Below are 18919 nucleotides of genomic sequence, written 5' to 3'. Positions count from 1 at the left end.
TTATATCCTTATTTTTGCCACATAAATTTTGATGTAAAAATAATGAAGTTTTTTAGATATTTATTGTTTTCATGTATTTTCGTTTTTGGAGCAGTTGCCTGCAAAAAAAATCCTGAAAACATTTGGGAAATCGAAATAGAAGATTCCACAAAAAAGATAGAAATCGTCGATATTTCCAGGCTATTTTACGATCCCAATGTTCCTTTAGAAGATTTTAAAAATAAATTTCCTTGGTTTCAGGGAACCGTTTCTGATGAAGATTATGCGGTGCGAAGAGCGGACGCCAACGAAGCCAAAATTTACAAAGAAGCCATTGCAAAAATCGATGTTGCCAAACTCAACAAAGATTTATCGAGTTTATTTTCTCACATTCATCATTATTTCCCGGAATTTATCGCCCCGAAAGTATATCTTTATTCATCGGCGTTGCAAGGAATTATGGAACCTATTTTCTATAAACCTGAAGAAAATATGTTGTTTATCGATATTTCTGCATTTATGGGAGAAAACAATCCAAATTATCAAGGTTTGGAACTTTATTTCCAGAAATCGATGAATCCGCAAAACATAGTTCCGAAAGTTTCGGAAGTTTTCGCGCAGTCTTTTGTTCCACGAAACATTAAAAATCAAAAATTTATTGATGAATTAATTTATAACGGAAAAATAGTAACCCTTCAGGATGCATTTTTACCGAGTTTTCCCGATTATTTGAAAATGAACTACACCCAAAAACAATACGAATGGGCGGTAGAAAACGAGGTGAATATTTGGAATTATTTTGTAGAAAACAACTTGGTTTTCAGCGATGATTTGCGATTGAACGAGCGATTTATCAATCCTGGACCTTTCTCGAAATTCTATACCGAAATCGACAACGATTCATCGCCACAAATTGGTATTTTTACCGGATGGCAGATCTGCAGAAAATTTTTCCAGGAAAATCCGGAAGTAAAATTGGCAGATTTCCTAAAAATGGATGCGCAGGAAATCTTTAACAAAAGTAAATACAAACCTAAAAATTAATTGCTGAAAAGCCCTTTAATTCTCATAAAAAAGACATGAAAAAAACCCAAATCACCATAGATGTAGAGCTTGACGAAAACCACGTTCCCGAAAAAATGATGTGGCACGCACAAGACGGCGGAATAGAAAAAGAAGAAACCAAAGCCACCATGATTTCAGTATGGGACGACAAAAAAATGGAAGCCCTACGAATTGATCTTTGGACGAAAGAGATGCCGGTTGATCAAATGAAAATGTTTCTTCACCAAATCCTTATTTCTATGAGCCACACTTACCAAAGAGCCACCGGTGAGGAAGATGTAGCCGCATGGATGGAGGAAATTGCAGAAGAATTTGCCCAAAGATCAGCTATAAAAATGTAAAACAAATTTGAAAAATAAATCATTTAAAAGATGCAAATTCAGTATTTCCAGATGATTTAAACTTCAAATTGAATAATAAAAAATATCATGAATTTTAATACCAAAGTAATCCACGGTGGGCAACACCACGAATCCGCGACAGGATCGGTGAATGTACCTGTATTTTTAACCTCAACTTATGCGCAGAAATCGCCGGGAATTCATTCCGGTTACGAATATTCCAGAGCGGCAAATCCTACCAGACAAGCTTTGGAAGACAGTTTGGCAAGCATTGAAAACGGCGCGCGAGGTTTGGCTTTCGGATCCGGTTTGGCGGCAATTGATTGTGTTCTTAAATTATTAAATCCGGGCGATGAAGTTATCGCGGTTGACGATCTTTACGGCGGAACTTACCGAATGTTCACCCGACTTTTCGAAAAATACCAACTGAAATTTACCTTCGTGAATTTTGATGATGTTTCGAAAATTTCAGATTTAATTAATGATAAAACTAAATTAATCTGGATTGAGACTCCAACAAATCCACTGATGAAATTGGTTGACATCAAAGCAGTGACCGACTTAGCAAAAGGAAAAGATATTTTGGTCGCGGTTGATAACACTTTCGCGACTCCATATTTACAAAGACCAATTGATTTAGGCGCCGATATCGTGATGCACTCGGCGACAAAATATCTCGGCGGGCACTCCGATGTAATTGCCGGTGCTTTGGTTGCAAAAACTGCAGAACTGGGAGAGAAATTACATTTCATTCAGTTCGCGAGCGGCGGAATTCTCGGTCCACACGATTCTTATTTGGTGCTTCGAGGCATTAAAACTTTGGCTTTAAGAGTTCAAAGACATTCGGAAAACGGAATGGCTGTTGCAAAATATCTGGAATCTCATCCAGCCGTGGACAAAGTGATTTATCCAGGTTTGGAATCTCATCCTCAACATGATTTGGCAAAAAAACAGATGAAAGATTTCGGTGGAATGGTTTCTTTCACCTTTAAATCTGGAAAAAAAGAAGATGCCATCAAATTTTTAGAAAAAGTGAAAGTGTTCACTTTGGCAGAATCTTTAGGCGGTGTAGAATCTTTGGCAAATCATCCTGCGTTGATGACTCACGCTTCGATTCCTGCAGAAAAACGTGCAGAATTGGGCATTACCGACGATTTGGTAAGACTAAGTGTCGGCATTGAAGATGAAGCGGATTTGATTGCAGATTTGGAAAAAGCTTTTTCTTAACATTAATATTTTTTAACCACAAAGTCACAAAAGTTGTTTTTTGAAAAGATGAATTAATTCTTTTTAAAGCGCAGAAAGTTGAACTTATTTTTACTTTAAAAAGTTAAATAAAACGGCTTTCATGTAATTAAGCTTTTGTGACTTTTGTGGTTTTTTTATCGTTCACTAATGACAGAATTTCAAAAATACATTCAACGATATTTAGACCTTATTCCAACTGAAAATTGGCTGGAAGAAATGAAAAAAACAGGTAAAAAGACCGCTTCACTTTATTCATATTTAACAGAAAAACAATCAGATTTCGCTTATGCGGAAGGAAAATGGACCCTGAAAGAACTTTTGCAACACTTAATTGATGCGGAAAGAATTTTCGCTTACCGCGCTCTTCGTTTTGCCAGAAAAGACAAAACCGATCTTCCGGGTTGGGATGAAGAAACCTACGCAAAACATTATTTTTCTACTGAGAGATCGTTGCAAAGTCTTATCGATGAATTTGAAACAGTGAGAAAATCTTCAAGTCTTTTTTTCAAAAATTTAAATGAAATTCAACTTTCGGAAACAGGAGTTGCGAACGGAAATGAAATTTCGGTAGAAACGATAGGGAAATTAATAGTAGGTCATACGATTCACCATTTGAATATTATTGAGGAGAGGTATTTATCAAAATTTTAATTTTTTATAAGTTTTGGCTAAAGCCAAATTAATCCGCAAATTGAAAGGTGGGCTAAAGCCCACCCCTATTGATGTTTTTTTAATCAGAAACTTAAAATTCGATTGAAATTTTAATAATTTTTTCGCTTAGAAGATTTACGAAATTCAATAGGAACGGGCTTTAGCCCGTTTTTTTTGTGAACTCTAAATTTGGCTTTAGCCAAAACCTACAAAATTTTCTATATTTGAATAAACCAATTGTCATGTCATTTACTAAAATTTATGTACATATTGTTTTTTCAACTTTAGAAAGAAAACCACTTCTTAATTCCAAAGAATTGAGGGTTTCTGTGTGGAAACATATTAAGGAAAATGCTACCAAAAAAGGCATTTTTATTGATATGATTAATGGATATTCAGATCATTGTCATTGCTTGATTTCGTTAAGTTCAAATCAAAATATCGAGACTGTTGTTCAATTAATCAAAGGTGAAAGCTCGCATTGGATTAACAAAAATCAATTAACCAAAGAAAAATTCAATTGGCAAAGTGAATATTTTGCCGTATCTGTTTCTGAATCGATGGTTGAAAATATGAGAAATTATATTAAAAATCAGGAAAAACATCATCTAAAAAAAACTTTTTCAACAGAATACCAAGAATTTATAGAAAAATATAATTTTCAAAATTCAACAACATAGTTTATCTAAATCTTAATTGAAATAAATACAGCAAAGAAATATGAACTGCCCCTGTTGCTCCGGAAAACTTTACGAAAATTGCTGTAAACCCTTTCACACGGGAGAACAACACGCTCCCACTGCGGAAGCTTTGATGCGTTCGAGATTTTCGGCTTTTGCAATTCCGAATGGGGAATATTTAATGAAAACAACGCTCTCTACAAAAAAAAAATTCCATAACAAAAAAGATTTGCAGGAATGGGGAGAAATCAATGAATGGACGAAATTGGAAATCTTGAAATCAACTTTAAACCAAGTAGAATTTAATGCTTACTATAATGATGAAAATGGAAAACCGCAAATTCATCATGAACATTCGCTTTTTAAAAATTTGAACGGAAGATGGTATTATGTTTCCGGAAAATTTATGGATTAATTTATTGATTCCGTTTCTCCTGCTTCTTTTTCTGTCTTAAAACGTAGAGATAAAGACTTTCCACTTTTGCCCTTGCCCAATCCGTTTTTCTAAGAAATTTCAGCGAGGAATTGATGCTCGGATTATCGGTGAAACATTTGATGTTGATTTGTTTTCCTAACTCTTCAAAACCTCCGTAATATTCGAGCAATTCTTCTAAAATTGCGTCTAAACGTTTTCCGTGTAAAGGATCTTTCGATTGTTGTTCCATAATTATTGGTAAAAATACTGATAAAATTTAATGTTAAGTTTAAAACTTTTTTCTCTGCAAATATTGTAAATTTGTGGCAACATTAGTATAAACAAAAATCCATGCAAAATCTCATCAATACCTTACAATCCGGTGGCACCATTCTTTATCCTACCGACACGATTTGGGGAATCGGCTGTGACGCAACAAATATTGAAGCAATCAACCGAATTTTCGAAATTAAAAAGCGTGAAAAAAACAAGTCAATGATTATTTTGGTGGAAAACGAAAAGCGTTTGCAAGATTTGGTGGAAGTTCCGGAATTGGCTTGGGAAATTATGGATTTATCGGAAAAGCCAGTGACGATTATTTACGACAATCCGAAAGGTTTGCCTAAAGAAATTCTTGCGGAAGATGGCAGTATCGGAATTCGCTTGGTGAAGGATAATTACCTGAAAAAACTCATCGGAAAACTGAACAAACCGCTGGTTTCTACATCAGCAAATCTAAGTGGCGACAAATCTCCGATGAAATTTTCGGACATCAACGATGAAATCATCAATTCTGTAGATGCAATTTCAGATGAAAACCACGACAAAATCTCAGAATATGCAGGCTCTTCGATTATCCGAATGTGGAACGATGGCCGCGTGAAAGTGTTGCGTGAGTAATTCAAATTCACAATTTTTAAAATCATTCAATAAAAAAATCCGGCAGAATTAACCTCCGGATTTTTGCGTTTTCTTACTTTAAATATTCATCAAAATAATCGGTTATTTTCTGCATCAAATGTACCCGATCTTTCCCTAAAACATTGTGCTCGTGGCCGGGATAAACAAAATAATCCAGTTGAACACCATTATCCACGGCAGCTTTCAGAAACTTCATTGAATGTTGCCAAACCACGACATTATCTTGCGCACCATGAATCATTAATAGTTTGCCCTTCAAATTCTGAACTTTATCCAAAAGATTGGCTTGCTTGTAACCTTCAGGATTATTTTGTGGCGAATCCATGTATCTTTCGGTGTACATAATTTCGTACATTTTCCAGTCGATTACCGGTCCACCCGCAACTCCAACTTTGAAAACTTCCGGATGTTTAAGCATAAAACTCGTCGTCATAAAACCACCAAAACTCCATCCATGAATCCCCATTTTATCGGCATCTACATAAGGTAAAGATTTCAAATAGTCCACGCCTTTCAGTTGGTCTTTCATTTCTACTTCGCCCAAATGGCGGAAAACGGCCTGTTCAAATTTTAAACCTCGGTTTGCAGATCCTCTTCCATCCATGGTGAAAACGATGTATCCTCTTTGCGCCATGAATTCGTACCAAAGATTCCCGGATGCCGGAAAACTGTTGGTTACCAACTGCACATGCGGACCGTTGTACAGGTAAACAAGGGTTGGATATTTTTTGTTGGGATCGAAATCCGTTGGCAAAATTATTTTTCCGTAAAGTGGAGTTCCGTCATCGGCTTTTAAGGTTACATTTTTAATTTCCGGTCTCTGATAATTTTTTAAAGTATTCTCGGATGTCAAAATATTTTTAGATTTCGTGGTGTTGGTATTGATTAAATTTACAACTCTTGGCGAATTAGCGTTGCTAAAAGAATCGTACAACCAAGAACCATCTTTGCTAAGAATTCCGGAGTGCATTCCGGCTTCGGCATCCAATTTTTGTGTTTTGAAATTGCTCCAATTGATTTTATAAAGATGCCTTTCCAAAGGCGTTTCCTGAGTTGAAGTATAATAAATTTCTTTCTTTTTTTCATTAAATCCCAAAACATCAGTCACCAACCAATCGCCTTTAGTCAATTGCGCAACCAAACCTTTTTCTAAATTATAATGAAAAAGATGATTGTAACCGGTGCGCTGACTTTGCCAAATAAAATCGGTGGTAGAATTCGGAAAAAATAACAAAGGATGTTGCGGTTCCACATAAATTTCAGATTTTTCCTCAAAAATTATTTTCGTTAAATCACCTGAAGCAACATTGTACTGATTCATCTTCAAATGATTTTGATCACGGTTGAGAACTCCCACAAAAACCGATTTCGAATCCGGATTCCAAGTAATTGCGGTGAGATATTGCTCCGGATCGCCATCAACTTTCAAGAAAGTAGTTTTACCGGATTTAATGTCGAAAATTCCTAAAGTAACGTGATGCGACAGCGCTCCCGCCATAGGATATTTGATGTTATTGTTGACCGCAGGGGTTACGCTCCAATCGATGATTGGATAAGAAGTGACCATCGTTTGATCCATTCTGTAAAATGCAATTTTCGAATTGTCCGGTGACACGAAAACTCCTTTGTCAATTCCGAATTCGCGCTGATGAACCGCTTGTCCGTTGACGATATCTTCGTTTTCATCATTGGTAATTGCGGTGATTTTTCCGTTTAAATTTAAATAAAGGTTGTTATTAATAGTATAAACAAAACCTTGATTATTCCCGAGAATTTCTACATTTTCCGCAGCTTTGTCGAGCGCAATCCATTCTTTTACTTTCCAATCTTTTCCGGTTTTTTCAATCCAGAAATACTGAGAATTTTGGGTAAAATATCCTTTATTTCCATTGATAAAAGTAATTCTTGGAAAACTTTTCAGTTGGAGGTTTGGTGCAAGATTTTTATTAATTTGATAAAGGGAAACCAAAGTATCCTGTTTCAAATTGGCAACTTCAGTGGTTAAATACGCATTTTTAGTTGATTGATAAAAGGATTTGTTATCATCACTCCAAGAAAATTGGGAAATGTTTTTAGTTGCGAGATTGCTCCTCAAACCATTTACTGCTTCTGCGATGGTGAATTTTTGGCTTTGAGCAAATAAAGAGCTTCCTGCAACTAGGAATAATAAAGAAAATTTTGAGAATTTCATTACTTAAGAATTAGATGGCTAAAAGTAAGAAATAAAAACGAGTTGTTAAAAAAATGTTAAGATTAGTTGGAATACCACTGCTAATCAATAAAATGCTGCAATTTTATATTCAATTAATTTAAATAAAGAAATTAAGGTTTTAATGAAAAATTTTATACCATTAAAAAAAATTAAAAAATACTTTCTTAACCTACATCAATGTAGCGAGTTGACAGACTGAACTATCTTTGCATCAAGAAATTTAAATATTAATCAAAAAAATAAAAAATTATGGCTACAAAATGGAATTTAGACCCAACTCATAGCGAAATTACTTTCAAAGTAAGACACATGATGATTTCTAACGTAAAAGGTTCTTTCACTGATTTCACCTCGGAATTGGAAAGTGAAGATGATACTTTTAAAAACGTTACGGTAAAAACTATCATTAAAACAGATTCTGTAAATACCAACAACGCCGATCGTGACAACCACCTGAAAAGTGAAGAATTTTTCAATGTTGCCGCAAATCCTGTGATTACTTTTGAATCCAATTCTTTAAATGATGAAATTACTGGTAATTTAACCATTAATGGTATTACAAAACCGGTTACTTTAGACGTAGAATTCGGAGGAATTAATGTAGATCCTTGGGGAAATACCAAAGCAGGTTTCTCTTTTGAAGGAAAAATAAAAAGAAGCGACTTCGGACTGAACTGGAATGCTGCACTGGAAGCAGGAGGCGTAATGGTTTCCGATGAAGTGAAAATTGCAGGGGAACTGCAATACGTGAAAGCGTAAATAATTTCATAGTTTATTTTTTTTCAAAGTTCATCCGGGATTTCTTGTGATGAACTTTGATTTTTTTAGATAAGAATATATCATGAATATCAACGATTTAACCAAAATTTCAGGCCAATTTCAAAATACTGAAAAAATGCCTGTTCTCTTTCTGGGCCACGGTTCCCCGATGAATGCAATTGAAGAAAATCAGTTTGTACAGGGTTTCCGGAATATCTCCAAAGAAATTCCTAAACCCAACGCAATTCTCTGTATTTCTGCGCATTGGTTTACCAACGGAACCTTTGTAACGGCGATGGATATGCCCAAAACCATCCACGATTTTTATGGTTTTCCGAAAGAACTTTTTGAGGTAGAATATCCCGCTCCGGGAAGTCCGGAACTTGCCCGCGAAACCGCCACCCTTCTGCTCCCGGAAATTGTAGAAGAAGACCACAATTGGGGTTTGGATCACGGAGCTTGGAGTGTTATTAGACATCTTTATCCGGATGCTGAAATCCCTGTGATTCAGCTGAGCATCGATTATACCAAGCCACCTCAATATCATTTTGATCTTGCCAAAAAACTCCAAAAACTGAGAGAAAAAGGAATCCTGATCATAGGAAGTGGAAATATCGTTCACAACCTCCGAATGGTGGATTGGAAAAACATCAACACTGTTGGAGCAGGTTGGGATTGGGCAATTGAAGCTCGCGAAAAAACCAACAATTGGCTTTTGGATGGTAATTTTCAGAATTTAATAGATTACCAAAAACACGGAGTTGCACTGCAAACAGCGGTACCAACTCCCGATCATTATTTACCTTTGATTTATTCTTTAGGTTTAAAAGAAAAATCTGATTCGCTTTCGTTGTTTAATGACGAACTCATCGGCGGAAGTTTGAGCATGACCAGTGTGAAAATCGGATAAAAAAAGAAAGAGACTGCCTTTTCGTGACAGTCTCTTTTTTTATTAGAAAAAATACCAAAAATTGGAATGATAAGATTTCGAAATCTTTTTGGTACAGGTCTTTAAGGTTACCTGAACTTCTACTTTATCGATCACATGATCATTGGTAACTTCGAATTGCGGCTTCCGATCCGTCGATTTTTTTTGAGTTCCATCTCTGTAAAAAGCGGTCCAGAGATAAGTATAATTTTCTTCGGCTGCTACCGCTTCGAAAGCTACCTTCTTGTCCCCAACTTTTATTTCTTTGAAATCCGTAACCGGAATTTCACATTTCTCAGTATCGCCCGCTCTGAATTTGGTAGCAGGTTCGATAACTGTAATTTGTTTGCTGCATATTAAAGGATTATTTTTTGCATTAATTTTTACCGAAAATACAGCATCTCCGGGAACCGATCCTTTTAGTTTAATTTCACTTTTGTTGGTTTCTGCTTCGAAAATAATCTTTTCATCAGGATAACTCCAATCATAACAATCTGCGCAAGCATCGCCTTGTGCAGTTACTTTATAAATCTGTTTTTCTCCAACTTCAATAGCTTCTGCACCGGTGATGGTACATTGAGCAGACAAAATACCATTCCATACTACAAAAAATAGTAAAAACTTTTTCATGCTAATTTTTTTTAATGATTAAACCTGGATTACCCCCAAATTAAATTTTTCGGTAATCGGAGCGTGATTTGCCGCTTCAATTCCCATTGAAATCCATTTTCTGGTATCAACAGGATCGATAATTGCGTCGGTCCACAATCTTGCAGCTGCGTACGTAGCTTCGGTTTGTTTCTGATATTTTTTTGCGATTGAATCCAGAATTTCCTGGTGTTCTTTCTCTGAAATTTCTTTTCCTTGTTTTTTTAAAGTCGAAGTTTGTATTTGTGCAAGAACTTTTGCTGCTTGTGCACCACCCATCACCGCAAGTTCTGCCCATGGCCAAGCTACAATCAACCTTGGATCATACGCTTTTCCGCACATTGCGTAATTTCCTGCTCCATACGAATTCCCAGTAATTACAGTAAATTTCGGAACGACTGAATTTGAAACTGCATTCACCATTTTCGCTCCGTCTTTGATGATTCCGCCGTGTTCAGATTTCGACCCAACCATAAAACCGGTCACGTCTTGCAAGAAAATTAACGGGATTTTTCTTTGGTTACAATTCGCGATAAATCTTGTTGCCTTATCCGCAGAATCGGAATAAATTACGCCTCCGAACTGCATTTCCCCTTTTCCGTTTTTCACCAGTTTTCTTTGGTTAGCAACAATTCCTACACTCCAACCATCAATTCTTGCGGTTGCACAAATAATCGATTTGCCATAATCGGGCTTGTACTCTTCGAATTCGGAATGATCAACCAAACATTTAATGATGTTAAAAGTATCATACTGATCCGCTCGAGAAACCGGCATGTGTCCGAAAATATCTTCAATTTTTTCTTTCGGAGGTGCACTTTCTATTCGATCGAAACCGGCTTTTTCGTAATCGCCAATCGATTTCATGATATTTTTAATTCTATCGAGTGCATCCTTATCATCTTTCGCTTTATAATCGGTAACGCCCGAAATTTCGCAATGGGTAGTTGCTCCGCCCAAAGTTTCATTATCAATGGTTTCGCCAATTGCAGCCTTCACGAGATAACTTCCTGCCAAAAATATAGATCCAGTTTTGTCCACAATCATCGCTTCATCACTCATAATCGGAAGATACGCGCCACCGGCAACACAACTTCCCATCACCGCAGAAATCTGAATAATTCCCATTGAACTCATCTTGGCATTATTTCGGAAAATTCGTCCAAAATGTTCTTTATCCGGGAAAATTTCATCTTGCATCGGCAGAAAAACTCCCGCAGAATCCACAAGATAAATGATAGGCAACTTATTTTCCATCGAAATTTCCTGAGATCTGAGATTTTTCTTCGCCGTGATCGGAAACCACGCGCCAGCTTTCACCGAAGCGTCATTGGCAACCACCAAACATTGCTTCCCGGAAACATATCCCATCACCACAACCACGCCTCCACTTGGGCAACCACCTTGTTCCTCATACATTTCGAAACCTGCAAAAGCGCCGATTTCAATTGATTCAGAATTTTTGTCGAGTAAATATTCAATTCTCTCGCGAGCAGTTAGTTTTCCTTCGTCTCTTTGTTTTTGTAAACGTTTTTCACCGCCTCCTTTCTTTATTTCGGCAAGCAATCGGTTGATTTCTGCGAGTTTTAATTTGTTTTTATCTTCTCTTTTATTAAATTCTAAATCCATTGTTGAAAAAAATTTGTCTAAAGATAAGTTTTTTGCGGATATTTCTTTGCAGAATAATCTCAGAGTTTAACATTCTGAATCTCAATATTTTAATTAAATCATAAAATAAATATAAAAATAATTTCTGTAAAATATTTTTCCGGATTTTTCGTTTATAGAAATGAAATCCTAAAATAGTTTCTTGGTTTTTGTTTGAGCAAACCGGTTCCTAGTTTATTTTTTTAATAGTTTATTATTTGAAGACCCCAAAAGTTGCAAAGATTTTTGGGGTTTTTTATGGAATAATCGGGAATTGAACGGATAATTTTGCTATAATTTAAAACGGAATTGTAGATTTGCAAGAAATAAAATCTAAAAAATCTGTGTTCAAAAATTCTGCGCTATTTCGTTTACATCTTATTGTTTTTTTGTGGGGATTCACCGCCATTTTAGGAAAACTCATTCATGCCAATGCTCATGTCTTGGTTTTTTACAGGATGTTTTTTGCAGCGGTTTTTTTATATATTTTCATCCGTTTCGTGAAGAAAGTTCGCTTAAAAATTTCTAAAAAGCTGTTCTTACAATTGGCAGTAATTGGTGGCTTCATGGCGTTTCACTGGTTATGTTTTTTCTATTCAATCAAAGTTTCCAATGTGGCGATTGCGCTAAGTTGTTTGTCGCTTTCCACGCTATTTGCAGCTATTTTGGAACCCATAATCTTCCGGCGCAAAATCGATATTTCTGAAGTGATCATGGGAATCGTAATCGTGATTTGTATGGGACTTATTTTCAAAACAGAGTTTCATTATAAAGTAGGAATCTTTTTTGGGGTGTTGGCAGCACTTTTCGGAACTATATTTTCAGTTTTCAATGGAAAAATCTACGGAAAAACCTCTGCCGAAAATATCATTTTTTACGAAATATTTTCAGGATTTCTAATTCTTTCGGTATTTTATCTTTTTACAGGCCAACTTTCGCAAGTCTATGAAATAAGTTACCGCGATTTAGCGTTAATCATATTATTGGCAAGTCTTTTTACGGCATTTCCGATGTTGGAATCGGTGAAACTGATGAAATACATCTCTCCTTTCACCCTCATTCTTACGGTAAACCTAGAGCCCGTGTACGGAATTATCCTTGCGTTTTTTATCTTTGGAGAATCCGAAGAAATGAGCCCGATTTTTTATGCCGCTTCGTCGGTAATGATTTTGGCAATTATTGCAAATGGCATCATTAAAGCAAGAAAAGCCAATAAAAAAATAGAAATTTGATGAAAAAAATACTCTTTACCCTTTTTATTTTTTACGGTATATTTTCCGATGCGCAAATCATCAGAAAATATTCTAATGAATTTCTCAATATCGGAGCCGGCGCGAGAGGCCTTGCAATGGGCGGGGCAGTAATTACCAACCAAAATGATGTATATGCTCCGATGTGGAATCCAGCTGGTTTGATAGGAGTCGACAGAGATTGGCAAGGAGCAGCGATGCACGCCGAATATTTCGAATCTATCGCAAAATATGATTATCTGGCTTATGCAAAAGCTTTAGATAATAACAGTGGTGTTTTTGCCATTTCCGTGGTTCGACTAGGTGTTGATAATATTTTGAACACCACACAAATGATTGATTCTGAAGGAAATATTGACTACGATAAGATTACCAGTTTTTCCCAATCCGATTATGCAGCGTTACTTTCTTATGCGTTTCGTCCTGGTGGCAATCATCGGCTTTCTGTTGGGGTGAATGCCAAATTGGTATATCGAAATGTGGGAAAATTTGCGAGCGGTTACGGTTTCGGATTTGATGCCGGAGTTCTCTATAATGCCGATTCCGGATGGAATTATGGAGCGATGTTGAGAGATGCAACTACCACCGTTAATTTCTGGACAGTAAACCAAAAAGAGCTTTCCGCAGTGGTAAATGGCGAAGAATTTAACCCTGCTCCAAAAGATAAGATGGAAATCACCATGCCAAAACTCAATGTAGGAATAAGTAGAAATTTCGAAATCAACCGAGATTTGACATTGCAACCAGAAGCTGGTCTAAACATCGATTTCGCAAAAACAGCAGCAGTAATTTCCACAGATTTTGCCAGTATCACCCCATATGCCGGAGCTGAACTGAAATTTCAAGATATGATTTTTGTGCGTTTAGGAGTAAATCGCTTCCAAACGGTAACAGATATGGAAGATTTAAAACGTAAAGTTTCTTTTCAGCCAAGTGGCGGAATCGGCATTAAATATCACGGTTTAACTTTGGATTATGCAATTACCAATTCCGGAGTTGGAGGCTCTAATTTCTTCTCCAATTTCTTTTCCCTGAAACTTGATATGGGAGATTTCAGAAATTAATTTATCTTTAATTAAAATTTTATTCATGAAAAAATTGATGTCTTTTTCCTTGTTGATGATTTTCACAACGGCTTTTAGCCAAAATATTTCAGATTATCGATCTATCTACATTCCGAAAGAATTCGCTGATGCAAAGGCCAACAAATATGGTTTGAAAGATGTCTTGAAAAGCAAATTGAAAGCAAAAAAGTTCGTCATCGTAGAAAATGCAGCCGAATTTAGCTGCGAAATGCTTAAAGCGGAAGTCTCGGATACGAGCAATTTTATAAAAAATAAAGTGCAGCTTAGTTTTAAAGATTGTAATGATAAAGTGATTGCAAACTACGAAGGAAAATCGGGCATCAAAGAATTCGAACCGGGAATGAAGGAAGCATTGCAGTTTGCTCTAAATAATGTTGCAGTTTCAGCTCCAAAAAGTACTGAAACAACTATTATAAAAGAAAAATCGGAACCAATTTCTGAAAAAAAACCTGAAACCAAAGCAGAAAATTCTAATCTAAAAAACGAAGCTCCAACAGAAAACAAAGCAGAAAGTTTCAGCAACGGAACTTTCACTTTCAACAAAATCACTATTTCTCCAAATCAATTTATCCTTGCCAATCCAAACAATTCCGTTCCTTTTGCCATTTTTAAAACATCTACGAAAAAAGATGTTTACCACGTTCAACTGGAAAATGGAAGCCACACTTTGGGTTATTGGGAAAACGGAAAAATCGTGATTGAAATTCCTAATTCCGATGGAAGTTATACAAAAGAAGAGTTTCTGAAGAAATAAATCGTCTGGAAATTATCCGTTTTCGGAAGGATTAAAAAACTCCCAAACCTTTGTACCACGGCTTTTTCCCAAAATTTCCTCTAAAGTTTCTCTGGAAGATTCTTTCACCCTTTTCACCGATTTCAGTTTAGAGAGCAAAAGTTTAATCGCTTTTTCGCCAATTCCTGGAATTTCTTCGAGTTCAGATTTAATCGTCGAATTTTTTCTTCGCGTTCGGTGGTGTCTCACTCCAAAACGATGCGACTCATCGCGCACTCTTTGCAAAACTTTCAACGTTTCCGATTTTTTGTCTAAATATAAAGGAATAGAATCTTCAGGGAAATAAATTTCTTCCAAGCGTTTTGCAATGCCTATAATCGTGATTTTTCCATAAAGTCCTAGCAATTTTAAACTTTTCACCGCCGAGGAAAGCTGCCCTTTTCCTCCATCAATTAAGATCAGTTGCGGAAGCGGATCATTTTCATCAAGAAGCCGTTTGTATCTGCGATAAATCACTTCCTCCATCGTTTTAAAATCATCCGGTCCCACCACCGTTTTTGGGTGAAAAATACGGTAATCTTCCTTGCTTGGTTTTCCATTCTTGAAAACTACACACGCAGAAACAGGATTAGTTCCCTGAATATTCGAGTTATCGAAACCTTCAATATGACGCGGTTCTTCGGGCATTCTCAGAAGTTTTTGCATCTCCGCCATGATGCGGTTGGTGTGACGTTCCGGATCTATAATCTGTACTGCTTTCAGTTTTTCAATCCGGTATTCTTTCGCATTTTTTTCAGATAGTTCTACGATTCTTTTTTTGTCGCCAACTTTTGGAACAATCAATTTTACATTGGGAATTTCCAGACTCAGATGAAACGGGATCAATATTTCTTTGGAATCAGAATTAAATTTCTGACGAATTTCTATCATGGCTTCTTCCAAAATATCTTCATCAGTTTCTTCTAACACTTTTTTAATTTCTGTGGTAAAACTTTGGATGATGCTTCCATTCTGAATTTTGAAGTAATTTACATACGCCGCAGTTTCGTCACTCGTCATCCCGAAAACATCTACATCATCAATATTTGGATTCACCACGGTGTGTTTGTGCTGATAATTTTCGAGGAGATCAATTTTTTCCTTGATGATATGGGCATTTTCGAATTCAAGATTCTCAGCATACCTTGTCATTTGCTTTACCAGATACTCTTTCGCCTGACGGAAATCTCCCTTGATAATTCCCCGTATTGCATCAATTTTCTGGTCGTAATTTTCTTTGGTTTCGAGCATTTCACACGGACCTTCGCAGTTCTTGATGTGATATTCCAGACAAACCTTATATTTTCCTTCTGCAATTTTTGCCGGAGCTAGATTCAGATTACAGGTGCGGATTTTGTAAATATGTTTAATGGTATCGAGCAAAACTTTCGCAGGACGAACTTTTGCGTAAGGTCCGAAATATTCCGAACCATCCTTAATTTTTGTTCTGGTCAAAAATATTCTCGGAAAATCTTCATTTTTAATGCAAATCCACGGATACGATTTATCATCTTTCAACATCACATTATAAAATGGCTGATGTTCTTTGATAAGATTATTCTCAAGCAACAGTGCATCATATTCACTAGGAACAATCGTGGTTTCCAAGCGATGGATTTTACCAACCATAATGCGGGTTCGGTAACCTGAAAGATTTTTGTTAAAATAAGAAAGTACCCTTTTCTTCAAATGTTTGGCTTTTCCTACATACAAAAGCTGATTATTCTTGTCGTAATAACGATAAACTCCGGGTTCCGAAGGCAAAGTTTTGAGTTGAAGTTCAAGGTCGGGATTCATCTTACAAAAATAAGGAATTGATTTTTGATTTGGTCATCGATTATGATGGAGATAAGATCATTTTAAACCTGCAAAGAAGATTTAGGTTTTTATGCAAATAATTGTATTTTTAAGCAAATTTTATATTCATGATTTACGGCATCGATACCTTTACAATTTCTGATATCATGGCGATCCTTGATGATCCCAAAAAAGCAAAACTTACCAAAGAATCCAAACAAAAAGTCCTGCAATCGCAGCAAAACGTGCAACAGATTGTCGCGTCGGATCGTACTGTTTATGGGATTAATACAGGTTTCGGACCTTTATGCGATGTGAAAATATCTGAGGAAGAAACTGCTCAACTTCAACATAATTTAATTATTTCTCACGCAGTGGGCGTTGGAAAACCTATTGCGAAAGAACTTTCAAAAGTAATGATGATTTCGAAAATTCATGCCCTCTCAAAGGGATTTTCGGGAGTTTCGTTGGAAGTTATTGAAAGATTAATTTTCATGCTTCAAGAGGATATTATTCCGGTAGTACCAGAACAAGGATCCGTGGGAGCTTCCGGAGATTTGGCGCCTTTGGCTCATTTAGTTTTACCACTTTTAGGACTGGGAAAAGTTTGGCAAAATAATGAAATCAGAAATACGGCTGACGTTTTAGCTGAAAAAGGAATTAAACCTTTAATATTAGGACCAAAAGAAGGTCTAGGACTCATCAATGGGACTCAATTTATCTTGGCTCATGCAATTTTAGGTTTAAATAAATTCGAATATCTTCTTGATTTGGCAGATTTAACTGCAGCTTTAAGTTTAGAAGCATATCGAGGAAGCGCAAGTCCTTTCAAAAAAGAACTTCACGATATTCGCCCTTTTTCCGGTAGCAAAAAAGTCGCAGCCAGAATGCTAAAATTCTTGAAAGATTCTGAAAATCTACACGCACACGAATTTTGTCATCGCGTACAAGATTCTTATTCTATGCGATGTGTACCACAAGTTCATGGCGCAAGCCGAAACGCGTACGAGCACCTGAAAAATCTTGCTGAAATAGAACTAAATTCAGTTACCGACAATCCAATTGTTTTAAGTGCTGAAGAATCTATTTCAGGCGGTAATTTTCATGGTCAATTGCTCGCTTTACCGTTAGACTATTGCACTTTGGCAGCAGCGGAACTCGGAAATATTTCTGACAGAAGAAGCTATTTGCTCCTTGAAGGTAAATTTGGATTACCAAGATTATTAACCGAAAGTTCGGGCTTAAACTCAGGTTTTATGATTCCACAGTACACCTCTGCTGCGTTGGTTACCGAAAATAAAACTTTATGCTTTCCGGCATCCGCGGATTCTATTCCGACAAGTTTAGGGCAAGAAGATCATGTTTCGATGGGTAGTATTTCGGGACGAAAATTCAATCAGGTTTTAGGAAATTTAGAGAATATACTCGCGGTAGAATTGATGTTTGCAGCGCAAGGATTAGAATTCCGAAGACCCGCAAAATGTTCGAAATATGTTGAAAATGCATACGCTCTCATCCGCACAAAAGTGGAAAAATTAGAAGATGACCGACTTATAGGCGAAGATATGTTGGCTATTGCTGAATTAATTCGTGAAAGAAAATTTGAAGTAATTTAAAAGATGAAGAAAAATATTTTAGCAATCGCTTTTCTGGTGTTCGGAGTTTTTACAAATGCACAATCTAGCAAAGACGTCAAAATTGCCGAATTGCTAGAAACAATGGGCAGTACTCAAGCGATGAAAACATCATTTGAGTATATGATAAACTATTACAAACAAAATAATCCACAAATCTCGTCAGAATATTGGGATAATTCCTTAAAACATGTTGACTATAATGAACTCGTGCAAAAGCTGGTTCCTGTATATTCAAAACATTTTACAGAGCAGGAAATTGTCGATCTTTTGAATTTTTACAATACATCGACCGGAAAGAAGATGATTGAAAAAATGCCTACAGTCCTTCAAGAAAGTATGGAAGTTGGAAGAAAATGGGGTATTGAATTGGCTCAAAAAATTGAAAAAGAAGTTTCGGTTTCTACGAAAGTAGAATATTCCTCACCACCTCCGATGAATACTAAATAAGTAGAATAGCAGATTATAAAGACCCCTTCGATCATCTTAATCGAAGGGGTTTTTAGTATAATACCTTCTATTATTTTTTAATAGTAGTAATTTAGGCACAAAAAAAAGTTCAATCAAAAAAATGATTGAGCTTTAAAAAAAACTGGCGGCGACCTACTCTCCCGCTTTCGCAGTACCATCGGCGCTAGAGGGCTTAACTTCTGTGTTCGGAATGGGAACAGGTGAGCCCCTCTGCTAAAACCACCCTAAATATGTATTTAGATGGCAGATTTCAGATAAGAGATTTCAGACTTTATGGTCTGATTTCTGATGTCTTACATCTGATGTCTATTTATCGATAAAAACTTTCACAAAGAGTAAACCTTTGATGCACTTACGGTGCGCCTTATTAGGCTATAAATCTACGGGTAATTAGTACTACTCGGCTATGCTGTTAC

Annotated in this window: 19 protein-coding genes and 1 rRNA gene; 14 read left to right on the top strand and 6 right to left on the bottom strand. The window is 36.3% G+C overall.

Translation table 11 applies throughout. The features are described 5' to 3' along the window. Positions 1 to 42 precede the first annotated feature (42 nt). The 6 genes from gldB (at position 43) to AP75_RS09005 (ending at position 4379) form a co-directional block, all read left to right on the top strand. Positions 43 to 1023, top strand: a complete 981-nt coding sequence (gene gldB, locus AP75_RS09030; RefSeq protein ID WP_088264373.1) for a gliding motility lipoprotein GldB — start codon at positions 43 to 45, stop codon at positions 1021 to 1023. Between the two features lie 35 nt (positions 1024 to 1058). Beyond that, complete coding sequence (gldC, locus tag AP75_RS09025) at positions 1059 to 1385, top strand: gliding motility protein GldC (protein ID WP_088264371.1); 327 nt, start codon at positions 1059 to 1061, stop codon at positions 1383 to 1385. Between the two features lie 87 nt (positions 1386 to 1472). Beyond that, on the top strand, positions 1473 to 2612 hold the full coding sequence (locus AP75_RS09020) for a cystathionine gamma-synthase (protein WP_088264369.1): 1140 nt from the start codon (positions 1473 to 1475) through the stop codon (positions 2610 to 2612). Between the two features lie 168 nt (positions 2613 to 2780). Continuing rightward, on the top strand, positions 2781 to 3284 hold the full coding sequence (locus AP75_RS09015; RefSeq protein ID WP_088264367.1) for a DinB family protein: 504 nt from the start codon (positions 2781 to 2783) through the stop codon (positions 3282 to 3284). Between the two features lie 242 nt (positions 3285 to 3526). Continuing rightward, positions 3527 to 3964 carry an IS200/IS605 family transposase gene (tnpA, locus tag AP75_RS09010; RefSeq protein ID WP_055041481.1) on the top strand — a complete coding sequence of 146 codons (438 nt, stop codon included), beginning with the start codon at positions 3527 to 3529 and terminating at the stop codon, positions 3962 to 3964. Between the two features lie 40 nt (positions 3965 to 4004). Continuing rightward, on the top strand, positions 4005 to 4379 hold the full coding sequence (locus AP75_RS09005) for a YchJ family protein (RefSeq protein WP_031502077.1): 375 nt from the start codon (positions 4005 to 4007) through the stop codon (positions 4377 to 4379). Position 4380: 1 nt separating this feature from the next. On the opposite strand, the gene AP75_RS09000 is transcribed toward AP75_RS09005, so the two are convergent. Then, a complete protein-coding gene (locus tag AP75_RS09000) occupies positions 4381 to 4629 on the bottom strand; it encodes a VF530 family protein (protein WP_031502076.1) in 249 nt (82 codons plus the stop codon). A 101-nt stretch (positions 4630 to 4730) separates the two neighbouring features. Between AP75_RS09000 and AP75_RS08995 the strand changes: the two genes are divergently transcribed. Further along, complete coding sequence (locus AP75_RS08995; RefSeq protein ID WP_031502075.1) at positions 4731 to 5279, top strand: L-threonylcarbamoyladenylate synthase; 549 nt, start codon at positions 4731 to 4733, stop codon at positions 5277 to 5279. A 73-nt stretch (positions 5280 to 5352) separates the two neighbouring features. Here the strand turns inward: AP75_RS08995 and AP75_RS08990 are convergent, their stop codons facing one another. Then, a complete protein-coding gene (locus AP75_RS08990) occupies positions 5353 to 7491 on the bottom strand; it encodes a S9 family peptidase (protein WP_088264365.1) in 2139 nt (712 codons plus the stop codon). A 270-nt stretch (positions 7492 to 7761) separates the two neighbouring features. On the opposite strand from AP75_RS08990, the gene AP75_RS08985 reads away from it, so the two are divergent. Both AP75_RS08985 and ygiD read left to right on the top strand, forming a co-directional pair. Then, positions 7762 to 8271, top strand: coding sequence for a YceI family protein (locus AP75_RS08985; RefSeq protein ID WP_088264363.1), 510 nt, complete (start codon positions 7762 to 7764; stop codon positions 8269 to 8271). Positions 8272 to 8353: 82 nt separating this feature from the next. Next, positions 8354 to 9181: a 4,5-DOPA-extradiol-dioxygenase gene (gene ygiD, locus AP75_RS08980; RefSeq protein WP_088264361.1), complete on the top strand. Its 828-nt coding sequence runs from the start codon at positions 8354 to 8356 to the stop codon at positions 9179 to 9181. A 42-nt stretch (positions 9182 to 9223) separates the two neighbouring features. On the opposite strand, the gene AP75_RS08975 is transcribed toward ygiD, so the two are convergent. Together AP75_RS08975 and AP75_RS08970 are read right to left on the bottom strand one after the other, a co-directional pair. Beyond that, positions 9224 to 9829 carry a hypothetical protein gene (locus AP75_RS08975; protein ID WP_031501798.1) on the bottom strand — a complete coding sequence of 202 codons (606 nt, stop codon included), beginning with the start codon at positions 9827 to 9829 and terminating at the stop codon, positions 9224 to 9226. An 18-nt stretch (positions 9830 to 9847) separates the two neighbouring features. Next, positions 9848 to 11476, bottom strand: coding sequence for an acyl-CoA carboxylase subunit beta (locus tag AP75_RS08970; protein ID WP_088264359.1), 1629 nt, complete (start codon positions 11474 to 11476; stop codon positions 9848 to 9850). A gap of 362 nt (positions 11477 to 11838) precedes the next feature. On the opposite strand from AP75_RS08970, the gene AP75_RS08965 reads away from it, so the two are divergent. From AP75_RS08965 to AP75_RS08955, 3 genes are read left to right on the top strand one after another with little or no spacing between them, the layout of a single operon-like run. Beyond that, entirely contained in the window at positions 11839 to 12726 is an 888-nt protein-coding gene (locus AP75_RS08965) for a DMT family transporter (RefSeq protein ID WP_031501580.1), read from the top strand. Continuing rightward, positions 12726 to 13808: a putative type IX sorting system protein PorV2 gene (locus tag AP75_RS08960; protein WP_031501579.1), complete on the top strand. Its 1083-nt coding sequence runs from the start codon at positions 12726 to 12728 to the stop codon at positions 13806 to 13808. Before AP75_RS08965 ends, AP75_RS08960 begins: the two co-directional genes overlap by 1 nt. Before the next feature lie 25 nt (positions 13809 to 13833). Next, positions 13834 to 14583: a hypothetical protein gene (locus AP75_RS08955; RefSeq protein WP_143755847.1), complete on the top strand. Its 750-nt coding sequence runs from the start codon at positions 13834 to 13836 to the stop codon at positions 14581 to 14583. 12 nt (positions 14584 to 14595) lie between these two features. Here AP75_RS08955 and uvrC read toward each other — a convergent pair whose 3' ends face one another. Continuing rightward, a complete protein-coding gene (gene uvrC / locus AP75_RS08950) occupies positions 14596 to 16398 on the bottom strand; it encodes an excinuclease ABC subunit UvrC (protein ID WP_088264355.1) in 1803 nt (600 codons plus the stop codon). A 128-nt stretch (positions 16399 to 16526) separates the two neighbouring features. On the opposite strand from uvrC, the gene hutH reads away from it, so the two are divergent. Together hutH and AP75_RS08940 are read left to right on the top strand one after the other, a co-directional pair. Beyond that, positions 16527 to 18014 (top strand): histidine ammonia-lyase, encoded by a 1488-nt coding sequence (hutH, locus tag AP75_RS08945; protein WP_031501576.1) that lies wholly within the window; start codon positions 16527 to 16529, stop codon positions 18012 to 18014. A 3-nt stretch (positions 18015 to 18017) separates the two neighbouring features. Beyond that, positions 18018 to 18482 (top strand): DUF2059 domain-containing protein, encoded by a 465-nt coding sequence (locus AP75_RS08940; protein WP_031501581.1) that lies wholly within the window; start codon positions 18018 to 18020, stop codon positions 18480 to 18482. 140 nt (positions 18483 to 18622) lie between these two features. Here AP75_RS08940 and rrf read toward each other — a convergent pair. Beyond that, positions 18623 to 18730, bottom strand: a 5S ribosomal RNA gene (gene rrf, locus AP75_RS08935). Between the last annotated feature and the right edge of the window lie 189 nt (positions 18731 to 18919).

The sequence above is a fragment of the Kaistella haifensis DSM 19056 genome (genome assembly GCF_000735695.2).
Taxonomy (GTDB): Bacteria; Bacteroidota; Bacteroidia; order Flavobacteriales; family Weeksellaceae; genus Kaistella; species Kaistella haifensis.
This window is presented reverse-complemented; position numbering and strand designations above follow the sequence as displayed.